Annotated in this window: 15 protein-coding genes; 2 read left to right on the top strand and 13 right to left on the bottom strand. The window is 64.9% G+C overall.

Annotated elements, in window-relative coordinates; translation table 11 throughout:
* Nucleotides 1–79: 79 nt before the first annotated feature.
* The 9 genes from KMAL_RS02725 to KMAL_RS02685 all read right to left on the bottom strand — a co-directional run bounded on the left by KMAL_RS02725 (nucleotide 80) and on the right by KMAL_RS02685 (nucleotide 8100).
* Nucleotides 80–463 (bottom strand): HesB/IscA family protein, encoded by a 384-nt coding sequence (locus KMAL_RS02725; protein ID WP_110094235.1) that lies wholly within the window; start codon nucleotides 461–463, stop codon nucleotides 80–82.
* Nucleotides 464–481: 18 nt separating this feature from the next.
* On the bottom strand, nucleotides 482–949 hold the full coding sequence (locus KMAL_RS02720) for an SUF system Fe-S cluster assembly protein (protein ID WP_110094234.1): 468 nt from the start codon (nucleotides 947–949) through the stop codon (nucleotides 482–484).
* Between the two features lie 6 nt (nucleotides 950–955).
* Nucleotides 956–1384: a Fe-S cluster assembly sulfur transfer protein SufU gene (sufU, locus tag KMAL_RS02715; RefSeq protein ID WP_110094233.1), complete on the bottom strand. Its 429-nt coding sequence runs from the start codon at nucleotides 1382–1384 to the stop codon at nucleotides 956–958.
* Between the two features lie 24 nt (nucleotides 1385–1408).
* A complete protein-coding gene (locus KMAL_RS02710; RefSeq protein WP_110094232.1) occupies nucleotides 1409–2659 on the bottom strand; it encodes an aminotransferase class V-fold PLP-dependent enzyme in 1251 nt (416 codons plus the stop codon).
* Nucleotides 2659–3930, bottom strand: coding sequence for a Fe-S cluster assembly protein SufD (gene sufD / locus KMAL_RS02705; protein ID WP_110094231.1), 1272 nt, complete (start codon nucleotides 3928–3930; stop codon nucleotides 2659–2661). Before sufD ends, KMAL_RS02710 begins: the two co-directional genes overlap by 1 nt.
* The gene (gene sufC / locus KMAL_RS02700; RefSeq protein ID WP_110094230.1) at nucleotides 3927–4700 is read right to left on the bottom strand and encodes a Fe-S cluster assembly ATPase SufC; all 774 of its coding nucleotides are present in this window, start codon (nucleotides 4698–4700) and stop codon (nucleotides 3927–3929) included. The genes sufD and sufC overlap by 4 nt, the downstream gene beginning before the upstream one ends.
* Nucleotides 4701–4715: 15 nt before the next feature.
* On the bottom strand, nucleotides 4716–6206 hold the full coding sequence (gene sufB / locus KMAL_RS02695) for a Fe-S cluster assembly protein SufB (protein WP_110094229.1): 1491 nt from the start codon (nucleotides 6204–6206) through the stop codon (nucleotides 4716–4718).
* Nucleotides 6207–6223: 17 nt separating this feature from the next.
* Nucleotides 6224–6682 carry an SUF system Fe-S cluster assembly regulator gene (locus KMAL_RS02690; protein ID WP_110094228.1) on the bottom strand — a complete coding sequence of 153 codons (459 nt, stop codon included), beginning with the start codon at nucleotides 6680–6682 and terminating at the stop codon, nucleotides 6224–6226.
* A gap of 122 nt (nucleotides 6683–6804) precedes the next feature.
* Nucleotides 6805–8100, bottom strand: a complete 1296-nt coding sequence (locus tag KMAL_RS02685) for a DUF445 domain-containing protein (RefSeq protein ID WP_110094227.1) — start codon at nucleotides 8098–8100, stop codon at nucleotides 6805–6807.
* Between the two features lie 152 nt (nucleotides 8101–8252).
* On the opposite strand from KMAL_RS02685, the gene KMAL_RS02680 reads away from it, so the two are divergent.
* Nucleotides 8253–11054, top strand: coding sequence for a phosphoenolpyruvate carboxylase (locus tag KMAL_RS02680; RefSeq protein WP_110094226.1), 2802 nt, complete (start codon nucleotides 8253–8255; stop codon nucleotides 11052–11054).
* Nucleotides 11055–11057: 3 nt separating this feature from the next.
* The gene (locus KMAL_RS02675) at nucleotides 11058–11897 is read left to right on the top strand and encodes an MBL fold metallo-hydrolase (protein ID WP_110094225.1); all 840 of its coding nucleotides are present in this window, start codon (nucleotides 11058–11060) and stop codon (nucleotides 11895–11897) included.
* A 286-nt stretch (nucleotides 11898–12183) separates the two neighbouring features.
* Here KMAL_RS02675 and fusA read toward each other — a convergent pair whose 3' ends face one another.
* The 4 genes from fusA to KMAL_RS02655 form a co-directional block, all read right to left on the bottom strand.
* On the bottom strand, nucleotides 12184–14271 hold the full coding sequence (fusA, locus tag KMAL_RS02670; protein WP_110094224.1) for an elongation factor G: 2088 nt from the start codon (nucleotides 14269–14271) through the stop codon (nucleotides 12184–12186).
* A 206-nt stretch (nucleotides 14272–14477) separates the two neighbouring features.
* On the bottom strand, nucleotides 14478–14780 hold the full coding sequence (rpmB, locus tag KMAL_RS02665) for a 50S ribosomal protein L28 (RefSeq protein WP_110094223.1): 303 nt from the start codon (nucleotides 14778–14780) through the stop codon (nucleotides 14478–14480).
* 202 nt (nucleotides 14781–14982) lie between these two features.
* The gene (locus tag KMAL_RS02660) at nucleotides 14983–15270 is read right to left on the bottom strand and encodes a hypothetical protein (protein ID WP_110094222.1); all 288 of its coding nucleotides are present in this window, start codon (nucleotides 15268–15270) and stop codon (nucleotides 14983–14985) included.
* Between the two features lie 123 nt (nucleotides 15271–15393).
* The gene (locus KMAL_RS02655; RefSeq protein WP_110094221.1) at nucleotides 15394–17232 is read right to left on the bottom strand and encodes an ABCB family ABC transporter ATP-binding protein/permease; all 1839 of its coding nucleotides are present in this window, start codon (nucleotides 17230–17232) and stop codon (nucleotides 15394–15396) included.
* Nucleotides 17233–17277: the final 45 nt, after the last annotated feature.

Genomic DNA, 17277 nt, shown 5'->3' with positions numbered 1-17277 from the left:
CTTTTTCAAAAAGCTTCAAAAAGAACGCCGCCTTTTTGAAAAAGGCGGCCCCAGGAACTTTGATTCTTTGCCTGGTTGTTCAGACGTGGAAGCTTTCGCCGCAGCCACAGCGGCCCTTTTCATTGGGATTGGAAAAGGTGAAGCCGGATTCAAGCTGCTTGACCTCATAATCCATCACCGAACCGATCAGGAACAGCGTCGCCTTGCGGTCCACCAGCACGGTCACGCCATGGTCGCGAACCACTTCGTCCCCCGGCCCGGCCTCCTCCACGAAGGACATGTCATAGGCATGGCCCGAACAGCCCTTGGTTGAAATGGAAATCCGCAGCAACTGCCCGGCATGGGCATTGGCGTAAAGCGAGGCAAGGCGTTTTGCAGCACGCTCCGTCAGGGTCATCAGCGGCGGCAGTTCGCGGCGCGCGGGCGGCGTGGTGGAGGCTGCGGCATCGGTATGCGTTGTCATGGCTGTATTCCCCGTGGATCAGAACATGTTCAGGGTCAGGCGGGCATCCTCGCTCATGCGCGACATGTCCCATGGCGGTTCCCACACGATCTCGACCGTGGCGGTGCTGACCCTGTCGATCTTTTCGACCGCTTCCTTCACCTGTGCCGGAAGTTCCTGTGCACTGGGACAGTTGGGGGCCGTCAGCGTCATTTCAATCTTGACGGTGCCGTCATCATGCAGGTCGATGGCGTAAATCAGCCCCAGTTCATAGATATTGACCGGGATTTCCGGGTCGTAAACCGTCGCGATCGCCTCGATCACCGCGTCTTCCGACGCCATGCCACCGGCGGCAGGGGCGACAGGCTGCGCGCCATCAGGGGTCCAGACGGACATGACGTCACCCTCCTGCGCGGGGGCATGCCCTTCCTCCAGGGAGAAAGAGGCCGCTTCCTTCGCCTCCTGCTGTTGCGGGGCGGATCGCGTATCGTCGGATTTCACTTCCATGACGCTTTACCTGTCTTTCAAATCATTCAGCATGGCGGTCAGTGCGGTCCACGGCAGGGTCGCGCAGCGGATGCGCGAACGATGCTGGTGCAGGGGAGCAAATACCGCGAGGTCCCCTGCCCCTTCGGCAGGCTCCCCGGTCTTCAGCATGGTCTCGAACACGGTGCCCAGTTCCGCCACCTGTGCGGCATCATGCCCGGTAACATGTTCGGCCATCAGGTCCGCCGACGCCGCGCAGATGGCGCAACCACGGGTTTCATGGCGCACGGCGGCAATGCGTCCCTCCGGCGTCATGGACGCCGTCAGGCGCACACGGTCGCCACAGAGCGGGTTCGTCCCCTCGCCCTGCGCCTGCGCATCCGCCACCTGCCCACCAAACATGGGCGCGCGGGCACGTTCGACAACCAGACGACGGTAAAGATCCCCCTGCGTCATTGAACCCCCGGCCCCATCGCACCCTCACACAAAGAACTTGCGAATCTGTTCAAGGGTCTGCGCAAGGAAATCGATTTCCTCCCGCGTGGTATATATCCCGAAGCTCGCCCGCGCCGTGGCACTCAGCCCCATCCGGCGCATCAGCGGTTCGGCACAGTGATGACCCGCCCGCACGGCGATCCCGTTACGGTCCAGCAGCGTCGCAATGTCATGAGGATGGACGTCATCCATCGTAAAGGAAATGACGCCACCCCGTTCGCGCGCCGTACCGACAAGGTTCAGGCCCGTAACATCCGCAAGACGCCCCAGCGCATGGTCCGTCAGCGCGGCCTCATGCGCGCCGATCGCCTCGAACCCGATGGCGTCGATATAGGACAGCGCCGCGCCAAGGCCGATGACCTCCACGATGGCGGGCGTTCCGGCCTCGAACTTGTGCGGGACCGGGGCCCATGTCGATTTCTCGAACGTAACGGAGGAAATCATGTCCCCGCCCCCCATGAAGGGCGGCATCGCCTCCAGCAGTTCACGCCGCGCCCACAAAAAGCCGATGCCGGTCGGCCCGTACAGCTTGTGCCCGGTCACGACATAGAAATCGGCCCCCAGCGCCTGCACGTCCACGCGCCGGTGCACCGCAAGCTGGCTGCCATCGAACAGCACGCGCGCCCCCGCCGCATGCGCCATGTCCGCAATGGCGCGCGCGTCGGTGATGGTGCCCAGCACGTTGGACATGTGGGTGATCGCCACCAGCGCGACCCTGCCATCGGCAAGCGTGCGCGACAGGGACTCCATGTCCAGTTCGCCACTGTCGGTCACGGCGGCGACGCGCAGTTCGATCCCGGCGCGATCCCGCAGCATCTGCCACGGGACAAGGTTGGCGTGATGCTCCATTTCGGAAATCACGACCACCTGCCCCGGCTTCAGCAGCGAGCCATAGGACTGCGCGACGAGGTTGATGGCCTCCGTGCTGTTGCGGGTAAACACGATTTCCTCGCGCCCCAGGGCATTGATGAAGGCCGCGACCTGGTCACGGACGGCCTCGTACGCCTCGGTCGTGCGTTCGCTCATCCAGTACAGGCCACGATGGATGTTCGCATACTGCGTGCGCATCGTGTCGGCCATCGCATCGATGACCTGGCGCGGCTTCTGCGCCGATGCCGCACTGTCGAGGAAGACGAGCGGCTTGCCATGCACCTGCTGCGACAGGATGGGGAAATCGGCCCGCAGGTGCCGCAGGGCATCCGCCGGGTCCACCGTCTGTACGAGGGTCCTGTCCATCACGCGTTCCTCTGGTTCCACCATGCCTCGACCGCAAGGTCGAGGCTGTCGCGCAGGCGCGTATCCTCCAGCAGATGCACCACGTCATGCAGGAAGGCGCGGATCAGCATCGACCGCGCATCCGCCAGCGCGATGCCACGGCTGCGCAGGTAGAAAAGCTGGTCCGGATCGATCGCGCCAACCGTCGCGCCATGGCTGCACTTGACGTCATCGGCATAGATCTCAAGCTCGGGCTTGGCATCGATTTCCGCCGTGTCCGAAAGCAGGAGCGCCTGGTTCATCTGGTAGCCATCGGTCTTCTGGGCGATGCGCTCCACATGGATCTTGCCCTGAAACACGCCGCGCGCATGGTCCGCCAGCACGTTCTTGACCGTCTGGCGTGACACGCAGTTCGGCGCCGCATGGGTGATGACGCTGCTCAGGTCGCCATGCTGCCGGCCGGACAGCAGTTGCGCGCCGTTGACATGCACGCAGGCCCGCTCACCCAGCAGGGCGGCATGCACCTCATGCCGGCTCAGCGCCGCGCCAAGCGTCAGGTTGAAACTGTCATACAGCCCGTCGGACGCCACCTGCGCATGGGTCACGGCAATCTGCGACGCCTCCTGCCCCTCGGCCTGCAGGCGGGCATGGGTCAGGCGCGCGCCATCGGCCACCTGCACCTCGAACACCGGGTTGTGCAGGTAATGGCCAACCCCGGTCGCCGCCTCCAGCACCGCAAGGCGCGCGCCCGCGCCAAGGGAGATGCGATGGCGCGGATGAAAGGAAATGGGCGTCCCTTCCGTGCCGACCCCGATGCTGACCAGCAGCAGAGCGCCAGCATCCACGCCTGCATCCACATGGATGACCGCGCCATCTTCCGCCATGACGGTGTTGAGCGCGGTGCCCACGTCGCCACACGGGTCGATCCAGTCGGCAAAGGCGGGATGGGCGGCGAACGCCTCCACCCGCACGCCCTGCGGCAGCCGCGACAGCGCCGTATCAGGCCGCCCGTTGACCAGCACGATGCGCGCTGTCCCCGCGCCAAGGCCGGAGACGGTTTCCACCGTCGCCAGCAGGCGCGCGACCTCTGCCGCATCCACCTGCGCAGGCGGTGCTGCGAACGGCACGTCCGCCAGCGTGCGAAGCGAGGTGTATTTCCATGCCTCCACGCCCGCGCGCGGCAGGCCCGCCTGCGTCAGGAACGCCGCCGCCGCATGGCGTTCGGGCAGGTCCCCTTTTCCCCGGCCGAGGAAGGCGCTGGCACTGATCCCGACCGGGGCGATGGCGTTCACGCCGCCTCCGCAAGGAACTTGGCGTAACCCTGGGCCTCCAGTTCGCGGGCCAGTTCGGGGCCGCCGCTGTGGATGATGCGCCCCTTGGCCATGACGTGGATGCGGTCCGGCACGATGTAGTCGAGCAGGCGCTGGTGATGGGTGATGACAAGCGCCGAGAAATCGGGCGAACGCAGGGAATTCACGCCCTCGGCCACGATGCGCAGCGCGTCGATGTCCAGCCCGCTGTCGGTTTCGTCAAGGATGGCGAAGGACGGCTGGAGCATGCGCATCTGCAGCACCTCGTTGCGCTTCTTCTCCCCGCCGGAGAAGCCGACATTGACGTTGCGCTTGAGCATGTCGTCGGACATGGACAGGTGCTTCGTCTCCTTGCGCACGGCCTTGAGGAAGCCGACCGCGTCAAGCTCCTCCTGCCCGCGGGCGCGGCGCACGGCGTTGACGGCGGTGCGCAGGAAATTGGCGTTGTTCACGCCCGGCAGCTCCACCGGGGACTGGAACGCGAGGAACAGGCCAAGGGCCGCGCGCTCCTCCGGCTCCAGCGCCAGCAGGTCCTGTCCCTTGAACGACGCGCTCCCGCCCGTGACCTCGTAATCCTCCCGCCCGGCGAGGACATAGGACAGGGTGGACTTGCCCGACCCGTTCGGCCCCATGATGGCATGGACCTCGCCCGCGGGGATTTCCAGATCGACACCGCGCAGGATTTCCTTGGGCGTCCCGGCATCCGAAATACGGGCGCACAGGCCGTCGATCCTTACAAATTCGTTACTCACGTCTCTAATCCCTGTTCAACCGACGCTGCCTTCAAGGCTGATCTGCAGAAGCTTCTGCGCTTCCACGGCGAATTCCATCGGCAGTTCCTTGAGCACATCCTTGCAGAACCCGTTGACGATCAGGCCGACGGCGTCTTCTTCCGACAGGCCGCGCTGCCGGCAGTAGAACAGCTGGTCCTCGGAAATCTTGGATGTGGTCGCTTCATGTTCGATACTGGCGGACATGTTGCGGCTTTCGATATAGGGCACGGTATGCGCCCCGCAGCGATCACCGATCAGCAGGCTGTCGCACTGCGTGAAATTGCGCCCGCCCGATGCCTTGGGCATCATGCGCACCAGCCCGCGATAGGTGCTGTCGGACTGTCCCGCGCTGATGGTCTTGGCGATGATGGTCGAACGCGTGTTGCGCCCGATATGGATCATCTTCGTGCCCGTATCGGCCTGCTGGTGGTTGTTCGTCACCGCCACGGAATAGAACTCCCCGACCGAACCTTCGCCCTGAAGGATACATGACGGGTATTTCCATGTGATGGCGGAGCCGGTTTCCACCTGCGTCCACGAAATCTTGGAGCGCGCGCCACGGCACGCCCCGCGCTTGGTCACGAAGTTGTAGATGCCGCCGCGCCCGTTCTCGTCCCCTGGATACCAGTTCTGGACCGTGGAATACTTGATCGACGCATCTTCCATCGCCACAAGCTCGACCACGGCGGCGTGCAGCTGGTTCTCGTCACGCATCGGCGCGGTGCAGCCCTCCAGATAGGAGACGGACGCCCCGTCCTCCACCACGATCAGGGTGCGCTCGAACTGCCCGGTGTTGCGGGCGTTGATGCGGAAATAGGTCGAAAGCTCCATCGGGCAGCGCACGCCCCTGGGCACGAACACGAACGACCCGTCGGTAAAGACGGCGGCATTCAGCGCGGCATAGAAATTGTCCGTCACCGGCACGACACTGCCGAGGTATTTGCGCACCAGTTCGGGATGTTCCTGCACGGCCTCCGAAATGGGGCAGAAGATCACGCCCGCTTCGGACAGGGTCTTGCGGAAGGTGGTCGCGACCGACACGCTGTCGAACACGGCGTCCACCGCGACGGGGGGACGCGCCTCCTCCCCTTCGGGCAGTTCCACGCCGGCCAGCAGCGCCTGTTCATGCAGGGGGATGCCCAGCTTCTCATAGGTGCGCAGCAGTTCGGGATCGACTTCCTCAAGGGATTTCGGGCCCGGCTTCTTCTTCGGCGCGGCGTAGTAATGCACGTCCTGGTAATCGATGGGCGGGTGATGGACCTTCGCCCATGTCGGCTCCGCCATTTCCAGCCATGAATGATAGGCCTTCAGCCGCCATTCCAGCATCCACTCCGGCTCGTTCTTGCGGGTGGAGATCAGGCGGATGATGTCTTCGTTGAGGCCCTTTGGCGCGATATCCATCTCGATATCGGTCTCGAACCCCCATTTATAGGTGTTCTGGCCCAGTGTCTCGACGGTCTTGCGGGTCTCGGCAACTGCTGGCATGTGTCTTCACTCCTCCTTCAGGCCGTGGCCAGGGGGCCGAGGGCCGCGGACGGGGCATCGGGGCCTCGCCGGGATGTCACTGTATGGTTCTGCATGTCGGACAATGAAATGGACGACAGCGCCTGCAGGATCGCGCCGTTGACCGCATCCCACTGTCCCACCAGCCCGCATTTCGAACGCGCATCGCATTCCCCGCCATCGACGCAGGTCGTCAGGGAAATCGGCCCGTCGATCGCCTGGATCACGGCCGCGACCGAAATCTCCGACAGTGGGCGCGCAAGGCGGTAGCCCCCGCGCGCGCCACGCTGCGAAATGACGATCCCCTGCGCGGCCAGCACCTTGAGCACCTTGGCGATGGTCGGTTCCGGGATGCCGGTGGAGCGCGACAGCACGGGAGAGGTCGTCACGTCCTCTTTCTGTCCAAGACGGACCAGGGCCACGACGGCGTAATCGGTCAGTTTTGAAAGTTTCAGCATTCTGCTCTCCCGTACCCGCCACGTCCAACACTAAATGGACCAGACTGGTACTGATTTACTCAGTTCCAGATGAGACACCTGTCGCGGTTCGTCAAGTTCATTTGCCACATCATGATGCTTTCCTATCCGATGCCGGTGCCGAATATAAGCTGAAGTAGCACGGACAGGCCACATCCGGCCAGAAACCCGACCAGCGTCCCGTTGAAGCGTACATACTGGAGATCGCGCCCCACACGCAGTTCGAGCCGGTCGCTCAGGGCGTTCGCGTCCCACCCGGCAACGACCGAAGCAATAAAACGTGACATGCTGTCGCGCAGGAACGGCAGGCTGCTGTTGACCATGCGCTGGGCCGCGTCATTGACGCGCTGGCGCATCGGCGCGTCGTGGTACATCTGCTCCGACAGGCGGTGCAGCGCATCGCGCACGATCGACGCGGTCCACCCTTCCTCCCCCTTTGCGATGTCGCTTTCGATCACCTGCCGCAGGCGGTGCCAGATATCGCCGCTCCATCCACGGATGCTGTCGTGCGACAGGACCCCCTTGATCGTGCCGCTCAGGTCGCGGCGGCGTTCGGGGTCCTGCTCGATCCGGTCGATTTCCGCGCGGACCCAGGTGGTGAAGCCTTCGCGCAGTTCGGAATTCTGCGGGTCGATCCGGTCAAGCTCCTCGCTCGCGGCGGTCAGGACCTTGGTGGCGATGGACCCGCCGATGGCCCAGCCAAGGATGCGCCCGCCCTGTTCGCGCACGCGCTCCTCGATCATCTGGCGCAGCGACTGCTCCTTGGACTTCAGCCCGTCCTTGAGCCGCATGAGCAGGAAGGACAGCACCTCCTGGTGGCGGTCCCCGTCGACCAGGGCGCGCATGCTGCGGATCATGATCGGGGCGATTTCCTCCCCCCCCAGCAGGCTGGGCACCAGGCGGGAGATCGCGTTGCTGGCCCGCCCGTCCTCCAGCCGGTCCAGCATGTGCGGCACCGCGCCGATGACCGCGCGGTTCACGGTGGACACGGTTTCGGGATCGCGCAGGATGTCGCCAATCACGCTGGGCAGGTCGATGCGCTGCATCGCCTTTGCCACGTCCTGTTCGGTAAACACGTTGGTGGAGACGAACCGCCCGAGCGCCTGCGCCAGGCGTTCCTGCTGCGCGGGCAGGATGGCGGTATGCGGGATGGGCAGGCCCATGGGGCGGCGGAACAGGGCCGTGACCGCGAACCAGTCCGCAAGCCCGCCGACCACCCCCGCCTTCGCCCCGGAGCGCAGGACATCCAGCCACGCATGGTCGGCCATCACCCCCGATGCCGGCAGGGCATAGCCCGCGACCGTCAGGCCCGCCATCCCGACCAACAGCCCGGTTGCCGACCATTTGTAACGCTGCAGGACGCGCCAGGCGTCCCTGTCGGCTTGTGGAATGTTGTTCATGAACCTTTTGATACCATTATGTGTCTCCGGACCCAATACGCCGTGGCCGGGAACCTCCAAATACACGTGAACACAACCCCGTGGCGATTGCGAAGCGGCGGCGAACATGGGACGTTGGGGGCATCATGCAATCTTTACGACAGGACCCTCTGATGTCTCAGGCCTCTGCCCCTCATGCGACAGACATGCTGCAGCAGCAGGCCCGCGAACTTGTGGCGATCCCCGCCCTTTCCGACAACCCGGTCATGACGCTGGCACGCAGCATCGGGCGGCAGATCGACAGGGATGGCCTGTCGATCGACGCGCTGGAGGAATGGGTGCGCCGCCTGCGCGATGCCGCCTTCGCCCGGCGCGCCTGCCATATCGCCGCCTATGTCGGCGGCGTGGATGACGCGGTCATCGAACAGCGCATGCGCGACGTGGCGCGCCGCATCATGCAGCCCGACCCCAATGACAGCCCGGTGCCCATCGCCCGTTTCCGCGCGGCGACCGAACGCAGCCGCTTTGCCGCCGTGTTCACCGCCCATCCCACCTTCGCGCTGGCCAACCCGGTCTATGAATGCCTTGCCGACATGGCGACGCAGAACCCGCAGCAGCCCCCGGCCGATGTCCCGGCCTTCCTGACGCACCGCCGCGCGGCGCCACCGACGCTGGACGAGGAGTTCACGCTGGCGACGCAGGCGATCCTGCGCGGGCGCAATGCGCTGGACCGCCTGACGCGCATCCTCCTGACAGAGGCGCGGGCCCACTGGCCGCAGCTGTGGGCCACGCTGGCGCCGCGTCCGATCATCATGACCAGCTGGGTCGGGTACGACACGGACGGCCGCACCGACATCGGCTGGTGGGATACGCTGCGGCTGCGGCTGCGCATGAAACACATGCAGCTGACGCGGCTGGGCGCGCAGATCGCGCCTGCCACCTCCATTCCCAACGACCTGCAGGAACGCATCACCCGCGCCATCGAGGCGGTGGAAGCACAGATCGCCGCCTGCCCCGGCAGCGCCGACCCGCAGGCCGTGGCCGATTTCGCCGCCGTCCTGATCGGCCGCCGCGGCGATGCCCTGACCAGCAGCAACGACCTCGCCCCCACCTTTGCCGAGGCGATCGACGCCGCCACCCCCGATGACAAGATGACGCTGGCGGTCGCGCGCGCGGGCTTCATGGCCCACGGGCTGTCGGCCGCACATACGCATGTGCGGCTCAATTCCACGCAGCTGCACAATGCCGCGCGCCAGCGCCTGGGCATTACCGACAATCCCGACATCCATGCGCAGCGCCGCGCCCTGATCGCCCGCATGGACGAGGCGCTGGACACGACGCAGCCCATCGACATCGATTTCGGCTCCCTGCTGGTGGAACAGTCCACGGCGGGGCGGCTGATGATGACGGTGCGCCAGATCCTGCACCATATCGACCGCACCACCCCCATCCGCTTCCTGATCGCGGAGACGGAAACCGGCTACACCCTGCTGACGGCGCTGTGGCTGGCGCGCCTGCTGGGGGTGGAGGACATGATCGAGATCTCCCCCCTGTTCGAGACCCAGGACGCGCTGGAACAGGGCGAGCACCTGATCGAGGAGGCCCTGCATTCGCCGCACTGGCGCGCCTACCTGCAGCGCACGCGCAAGCTCAGCCTGCAGTTCGGTTTCTCGGATTCGGGGCGCTATGTGGGGCAGCTGGCCGCGACCTACCTGATCGAGCGGCTGCGGCTGAAGGTCTGCGACCTGCTGCGGCAATGGGACCTCGCCTTCGTGGAGGTGATCCTGTTCGACACCCATGGCGAGAGCATCGGGCGCGGCGCGCACCCCTACAGCCTGGCGGACCGTTTCGACTACCTCTCCCCCCCGCATGCCCGCATGCGCTTCCTGCAGGCCGGCATCCGCCTGCGCGAGGAGACGGCGTTCCAGGGCGGGGATGGCTACCTGCTGTTCGGGACGCAGCCACTGGCGGACGCGACCGTCAGCGTGATTGCCGAACATGCGTTTGCCGCGACCTCCATCGACGAGGACCCGGTCTATGACGAGCCTGATTTCTCCGCCGATTTCTTCTCCGCCATCGCGCGGGGCATGACGGGACTGGTGGAGGACCCGGGCTATGCCGCGCTGCTGGGCGCGTTCGGGCCGTCGCTGATCGACAAGACAGGATCGCGCCCCTCCGCACGGCAGAGCGACGCGGCCGCCATCACCACGCGCATCCGCCATCCCAGCCAGCTGCGCGCCATTCCCAACAACGCCATCCTGCAGCAGTTGGGCTGGTGCGCGAACACATTGCAGGGACTGGGCACGGCCGCCGCGCGCCATCCCGATACGTTCGAACGCTACCTCAGCGACAGTCCGCGTTTCCGCCGCGCACTGGATTTCGCGGCCCATGCGCTGGCCCATTCCAGCGATGGCGTCCTGCGCGGTGTCATCCGCCTGCTGGACCCGGACATGTGGCTGCAACGCGCGACCTCCCATCACGACCCGAAGCAGCAGGAGGCCTGCCTGACGCTGATGCACGGGCTGGAACGGCTGGATTTCTGGGCCTGCACGCAATCCATGTTCCGCCGCCTGCAATCCGACCATCTGGCCCTGCGCAACGCATGGTCCAGCGCACCGAGGATGGAGGCCGACGAAATGCTGCTGCATGCCATCCGCATCGCCGTGATCGAGCAGATCTGGCTACTGTCCACCCGCATCCCGTATTTCGCGCCGCGCAACGCCTTCACCCGCGACGTGCTGACGGCGAAGGTCCTGTGCCTCGAGATTCCCGACGTGCTCAGGGAGCTTGAAAAGATCTTCCCCTATCATGCCGACCGCAGCTTCGACCTTGATTTCCATGAACCGCATGGCCCGCGCGACGAAGGCACCTACATGCGCGAATACACGGAGATTTTCGAACCGATGCAGCGCCTGTTCTCGCTGATCCGCGAAATCAGCACAGGGGTGATGCACCATGTCGGGGCCTTTGGCTGACCCATGTCGCGCTATGACTGGCGCGTGGTGGAGGCGCCACCGCCCTATGGCGTGGCGATCACGGCCACGCCCGCCATCCGCCGCGTGGTGGCCGGCAATCCCGGCCCGATGACCGGCAACGGCACCAACACATGGATTGTCGACCATGCAGGCGGGGGATGCGCCGTCATTGATCCCGGCGTGGCGGATGACGCGCACCTCGACGCGGTGGAGCGCGCCCTGAATGGCCGGGTGCTGACGCATATCCTCCTGACGCATACCCATCACGACCACCTCGACGGGGCCGCGCCACTGTCACGGCGCACCGGCGCACCCATCCATGCGTGGCACCGCAGCGCCGAACCCACCTTCACGCCCGATGTCGGGCTGCATGACCTCGACCTCGTCGCGGGCCTGCGGGTGCTGTACACACCCGGCCATGCGGCGGATCACATCTGCCTGGAAACCACGGATGGCATCATCCTGACGGGCGACCATGTCATGGGATGGTCCACGACGCTTGTCCCCCCTGCCCCCCACGGGTCGGTGCAGATGTTCCTCGACAGCATGGAACGCCTGCTGCAACGCGGGCCGCGCCTGCTGCTTTCGGCGCATGGGCCGGTCATCGAACAGCCCGAAACCTGCATGCGTGGCCTGATCGAACACCGCCTGTCACGGCATGAAAGCATCGCGGCACTGCTGTCGGCACAGCCGCGCACGGCGGAACAGATTGTCGATGCGGCCTATCACCGCCTGCGCCCCGGCCTGCGCCGCGCGGCGTTGCTGAACCTGCGGGCGCATCTGGAAAAGCTGCGCGATGACGGGCGGGCGATACAGGCTGGCGACACCTGGGCCCACGCGTAGTCTTTTTCAATAATGATGAACGGTCCGGGGGAGCGCCTTTTCCTGAAAGGGCGGCGCTTTCGAAGCTTTTTGAAAAAAGCTTCACCAAAAACTTTTGAAATTTGGGTCCGCTGCCCAGTTCCGGCAGGAACGGTAAAGCCCCGATAGGCTGGAAAGTCCTAGTTTCCAAAGGGCAATGCCCTTTGGCGGGTTTCAGGGCAGAGCCCTGAGAAGCCCCCACCCCAAAGAAAAAGGCCAGCCCCCGAAAGGAGGTTGGCCCTGTTCCTGTCTATCCCGTCTGCCGTGATCAGGCGGACTTGGACATGATTTCCTCTGCCACGTTGCGCGGCACCGGATCGTAGTGATGGAACTGCATCGTGAAGGACGCACGGCCCTTCGTCATCGAACGCAGGTGCGAGATGTAGCCGAACATTTCCTTCAGCGGCACCAGCGCGCGGACCATGACGGTCGAGCCGGAGCTTTCCTGGTTCTGGATCATGCCACGACGACGGTTGAGGTCACCCACCACGTCACCGACATGGTCGTTCGGGGTGGTGATTTCCACGTCCATGATCGGCTCGAGGATGACCGGACCGGCCTTCTTCATGCCTTCACGGAAGCAGGCCTTCGCAGCGATTTCGAACGCCAGCGCGGACGAGTCGACGTCATGGTACTTACCGTCGAGCAGCGTGAACTTGAAGTCCACCGTCGGGAAGCCCGCGAGCACGCCCGTCGTGGCCTGCGCCATGATGCCCTTTTCAACCGCCGGGATGTATTCCTTCGGCACGGCGCCACCGACGACCTTGTTCTCGAAGGAGATGCCTTCGTTACGCTCGACCGGCGCGAACTCGATCTTCACTTCCGCGAACTGGCCCGAACCACCCGACTGCTTCTTGTGGGTATAGGTTTCGGTGTGCGCCTGTGTGATCGTCTCGCGATACGCAACCTGCGGCGCACCGATGTTCGCATCCACGCCATATTCGCGGCGCAGGCGGTCGATGATGATGTCGAGGTGCAGTTCGCCCATGCCCGACAGGATGGTCTGGCCGGTTTCCTGATCGGTCTTCAGGCGCAGGGAGGGATCTTCACCGGACAGCTTCTGCAGCGCCAGCGTCATCTTCTCCACCGCGTCCTTCGTCTTCGGCTCGACGGAGATGTCGATGACGGGAACCGGGAAGGTCATGCGTTCCAGCACCACCGGGTCGCTGGCATCGGCCAGCGTGTCACCCGTCTGGGTGTCCTTCAGGCCGACGAACGCCGCGATGTCACCGGCATGCACTTCCTTGAGTTCCTCACGCTTGTCCGCGTGCATCTGGAAGATGCGGCCGATACGCTCCTTGTGGCCCTTCGTGGTGTTCAGCACGGTGTCACCGGTGCGCAGCACGCCACGATAGACACGCACGAACGTCAGCGTGCCGTACTTGTCGTTGATGATCTTGAACGCCAGGCCCGCGAACTTCCCGTCGGGATCGACCGGGATGATCGGCAGCTTGTTCTCGTCAACTTCCTCGTCTTCCGGCGGCGCGATGCGGATGCCCTCGACATCGTCCGGCGCGGGCAGGAAGTCGATGACCGCATCGAGCAGCGGCTGCACGCCCTTGTTCTTGAACGCCGTGCCGCACAGGACGGGACGGAACTCGCCCGAGATGGTGCCCTTCTTGATGCAGCGCTTCAGCGTCGCGACATCGACATCACCCTTGTCGAAATACTCTTCCATCGCGGCGTCATCGACGGCCAGCGCGGTGTCGAGCAGGTTCTGGCGGGCTTCCTTCGCCTTTTCCAGCAGGTCGGCGGGGATTTCCTCGTCATGGAACTTCGCGCCGAGTTCGCCGCCTTCCCAGACGATGGCCTTCATCTCGATCAGGTCAACGACACCGACGAAGTTCTCTTCCGTGCCGATCGGCAGCTGCAGCGGGATCGCGACGATGTCCAGCTTTTCCTTCAGCGTGTCGAACGCGTGATAGAAATCGGCGCCGGTACGGTCGAGCTTGTTGATGAAGATGATGCGCGGGACGTTGTAGCGGTCAGCCAGACGCCAGTTGGTTTCCGACTGCGGCTGCACGCCGGCGACGCCCTCGATGATGAACACCGCGCCATCGAGCACACGCAGCGAGCGGTTGACTTCGATGTTGAAGTCGATGTGGCCCGGGGTGTCGATGATGTTGATGCGATGGCCTTCCCATTCGCACGTCACGGCGGCGGACGTGATGGTGATGCCGCGCTCACGCTCCTGCGCCATGTAATCGGTGGTGGTGTTGCCCTCATGGACTTCACCGATCTTGTGCGACACACCGGTGTAATACAGGATGCGTTCGGTCGTCGTGGTCTTACCCGCATCGATGTGCGCGGTAATACCGATATTGCGAATCAGGGACAGATCAGACTTGTCGGACACGGGAGAACCTCCACAAGACAACGTGGGCGCGAACGGGACGGGGTTCCCTTCGCGCCTGCCGGGACCGTGAGCTGCTCCCGCCCCAAGCCGCGATGGCTGGACGATGCAGACCGGCACGACGGAATAACGGACCTGACCGTGGCCAGGCCTTTGCGCGACACCCCATCCCCGCGCGTTCACGGCGGGGATGCGGGTCGTGGCCGCCTTCAGGCTGCGGCGGCGGCCTTGCGGCCCTGCACGCGCAGGATGCGGCGCTTGACGGTCATCGCCTCGGGCGTCAGCTTCCGGTTGGGCGTGGACAGCAGGAACGCGTCCAGACCGCCGTTATGCTCGACCGTGCGGATCCCGTTGGTGCTCAGGCGCAGGCGCACCGGCGTGCCCAGGATGTCGGACAGGAGCGAGGTTTCCTGCAGGTTCGGCAGGAAACGGCGGCGGGACTTGTTGTTGGCGTGGCTGACGTTGTTTCCGGTCAGCACGCCTTTGCCCGTGATCTGGCAACGGCGAGACATAAGTATCATCCTCGGATAAGACTGGGGCCGAGGCACTGATGCCCGGCTTAAGGATCGTCTAGATTAGGCGCGGCTTATCGCCAAACCACCGCAATCCGTCAAGACGGATATGCCATGATTCGGCGTTTTTTGTCTGAAAACAGGGTTTTTTGCCCCTCTCCCCCCCTGTTTCGACAGGGGATCGGGACGCAATGGCCGTGTCTCAGTTCTTGCCCGCGCGGTCATGTTCGGGGTGCAGTTCGCCCGCCTGCACGCTGTGCAGCGCGTTCTCCAGCATCGCCTGCATGGCGTCCTGCCCCATGGTGCGCGACAGCAGCCCCAGCGCGCCACCCAGCAGCGCGGAGGAGATGGCGACCGGCGGCAGGTTTTCGCCCAGCATGTATTCGATCGCCTTGTCCACGACCGCGCCGCAATGGCTCAGTTCGGCGGGGATGCCGCCATCCTGCCCGGCCCCGGCGGCGTCATGGGGCGTGTTGTTCGTATCCGTCATTTCAGGAAAGCTCCCTTCCGGCTTGTCTGTTCGTGTCCTTCATATGGACCCTGCCCACGCCGCTGACCAGAGGGCGCGCCCATGCGTGACCTCCGCGCGCCGCAGGTCTGCCGGGCCGTGGCATCAGTCCTGCGGCACCTGCGCCTTTGCGTTTTCCTCCGCCTGCGCGGCCCACATCCCGGCATATAGCCCCCCACGTTCAAGCAGGGTGCGATGGTCCCCCCGTTCACGGATCACCCCCTTTTCCATCACGAGGATTTCATCCGCATCGATCACGGTCGACAGCCTGTGGGCGATGATGATGGTGGTCCGGTCGGCCGCGACCGTGCGCAGGGCGGACTGGATCTCGTGTTCGGTGCGGGTATCGAGCGCGCTTGTCGCCTCGTCCAGCAGCAGGATGCGCGGGTTCTTCAGGATGGTGCGCGCGATCGCCACCCTCTGCTTTTCCCCGCCCGACAGTTTCAGCCCGCGTTCGCCCACCCGCGTGGCATAGCCATCGGGCAGCGAGGCGATGAAGTCGTGGATCCGCGCCAGCCGCGCCGCCTGCTCGACCTGCGCCTGCGTCGCGCCAAGGCAGCCATAGGCGATGTTGTAGCCGATGGTGTCGTTGAACAGGATCGTATCCTGCGGCACGACGCCGATGGCCGCGCGCAGGGCGGACTGTGCATAGTCGCGGATATCATGGCCATCGACCTCGATCGACCCTGCATCCACGTCATAGAAGCGGAACAGAAGGCGGCTGATGGTGGACTTGCCCGCCCCTGTCGGCCCGACGATGGCGACACGGCTGCCCGCGCGGACGTGGAAGCTGACGTCATGCAGGATCTCGCGCCCCGGCCGGTAGCCGAAGCGCACGTGGCGGAAGCGGACATCGGCGGCCGGGGCCTCGTCAAGGCGGGCGGGCAGCGTCCGCGCGCCTTGACGGTCCACCACGTCGGAACGCTCGTCGAGCAGCGCGAACATGTGCTCAAGGTCCACCAGCGAATTGCGCAGGGAGGAATAGACGCTGCCCAGGAAGTTCAGCGGCAGGTAAAGCTGCATCAGGTAGGTGTTGACCAGCACGAAATGCCCGACGCTCAGCCGCCCGGCCTCCACGTCGCGCGCGGCCATCAGCATGACCGCGATCAGGGCCACGGCAATGATCGCCGCCTGCCCGAAATTCAGCCCGTTGAGCGAAAGCTGCGTACGGATCGCCGCCTTTTCATAACGGTCCTGCGCGTCCTCGTAGCGGTCGCGTTCATGCGCCTCGTTGCCGAAATACTTGACCGTCTCGTAGTTGAGCAGGCTGTCGAGCGCCTTCCAGCTTGCCTCGCTGTTGATCTCGTTCATGCGGCGGCGCAGCCCGATCCGCCATGATGTGAACGACACCGTAAAGCCCACATACGCCGCCACCGCCACCAGCATGATGATGGCATAGCGCCAGTCGAACAGGCGCCAGATGACGATGATGACCATCAGCGCCTCGATCAGGGTCGGCACCACGTTGAACACGCCCACGCGCAGCAGCGTCTCGATCGCCTCCGTCCCGCGCGCGATGGCGCGGGTGACGCTGCCGGACTGCCGGTTGAGGTGAAAGCGCAGCGACAGCTGGTGCATGTGCTCGAAACTGCGGATGGCGGCGACACGGCTGATGCGAAAGCGCAGCGGCGCGAACAGCGCGTCACGCAGTTCCCCCAGCCCCGCGGCCAGCATCCGCAGCCCCCCATAGGCCACGACCAGCAGCAGCGGCAGCATCCCTGCCGACGGCCCCGGATGCAGCGCGTCGATCACGCGGCTGTAGAGGTAGGGCACGCAGATCGTCGCGACCTTCGCCAGCACCAGCAGCACGCACACCCCCACCACCCGCAGGCGCACGGCCGGGTTGTGCGGCGGCCACAGGTACGGCAGCAGGGCATGCAGGGTCTTGATGGCCGATGTTTCGGTATCGGGCGCGCGGCGGTCGGTGGCACGGGATGCAGTCATGCCTTCGGATGTGACACGCCCCCACCGATTTGCAAGCCATATTCC

Source organism: Novacetimonas maltaceti, from assembly GCF_002906255.1.
In the GTDB taxonomy this organism is placed as follows: Bacteria; Pseudomonadota; Alphaproteobacteria; order Acetobacterales; family Acetobacteraceae; genus Novacetimonas; species Novacetimonas maltaceti.
This window is presented reverse-complemented; position numbering and strand designations above follow the sequence as displayed.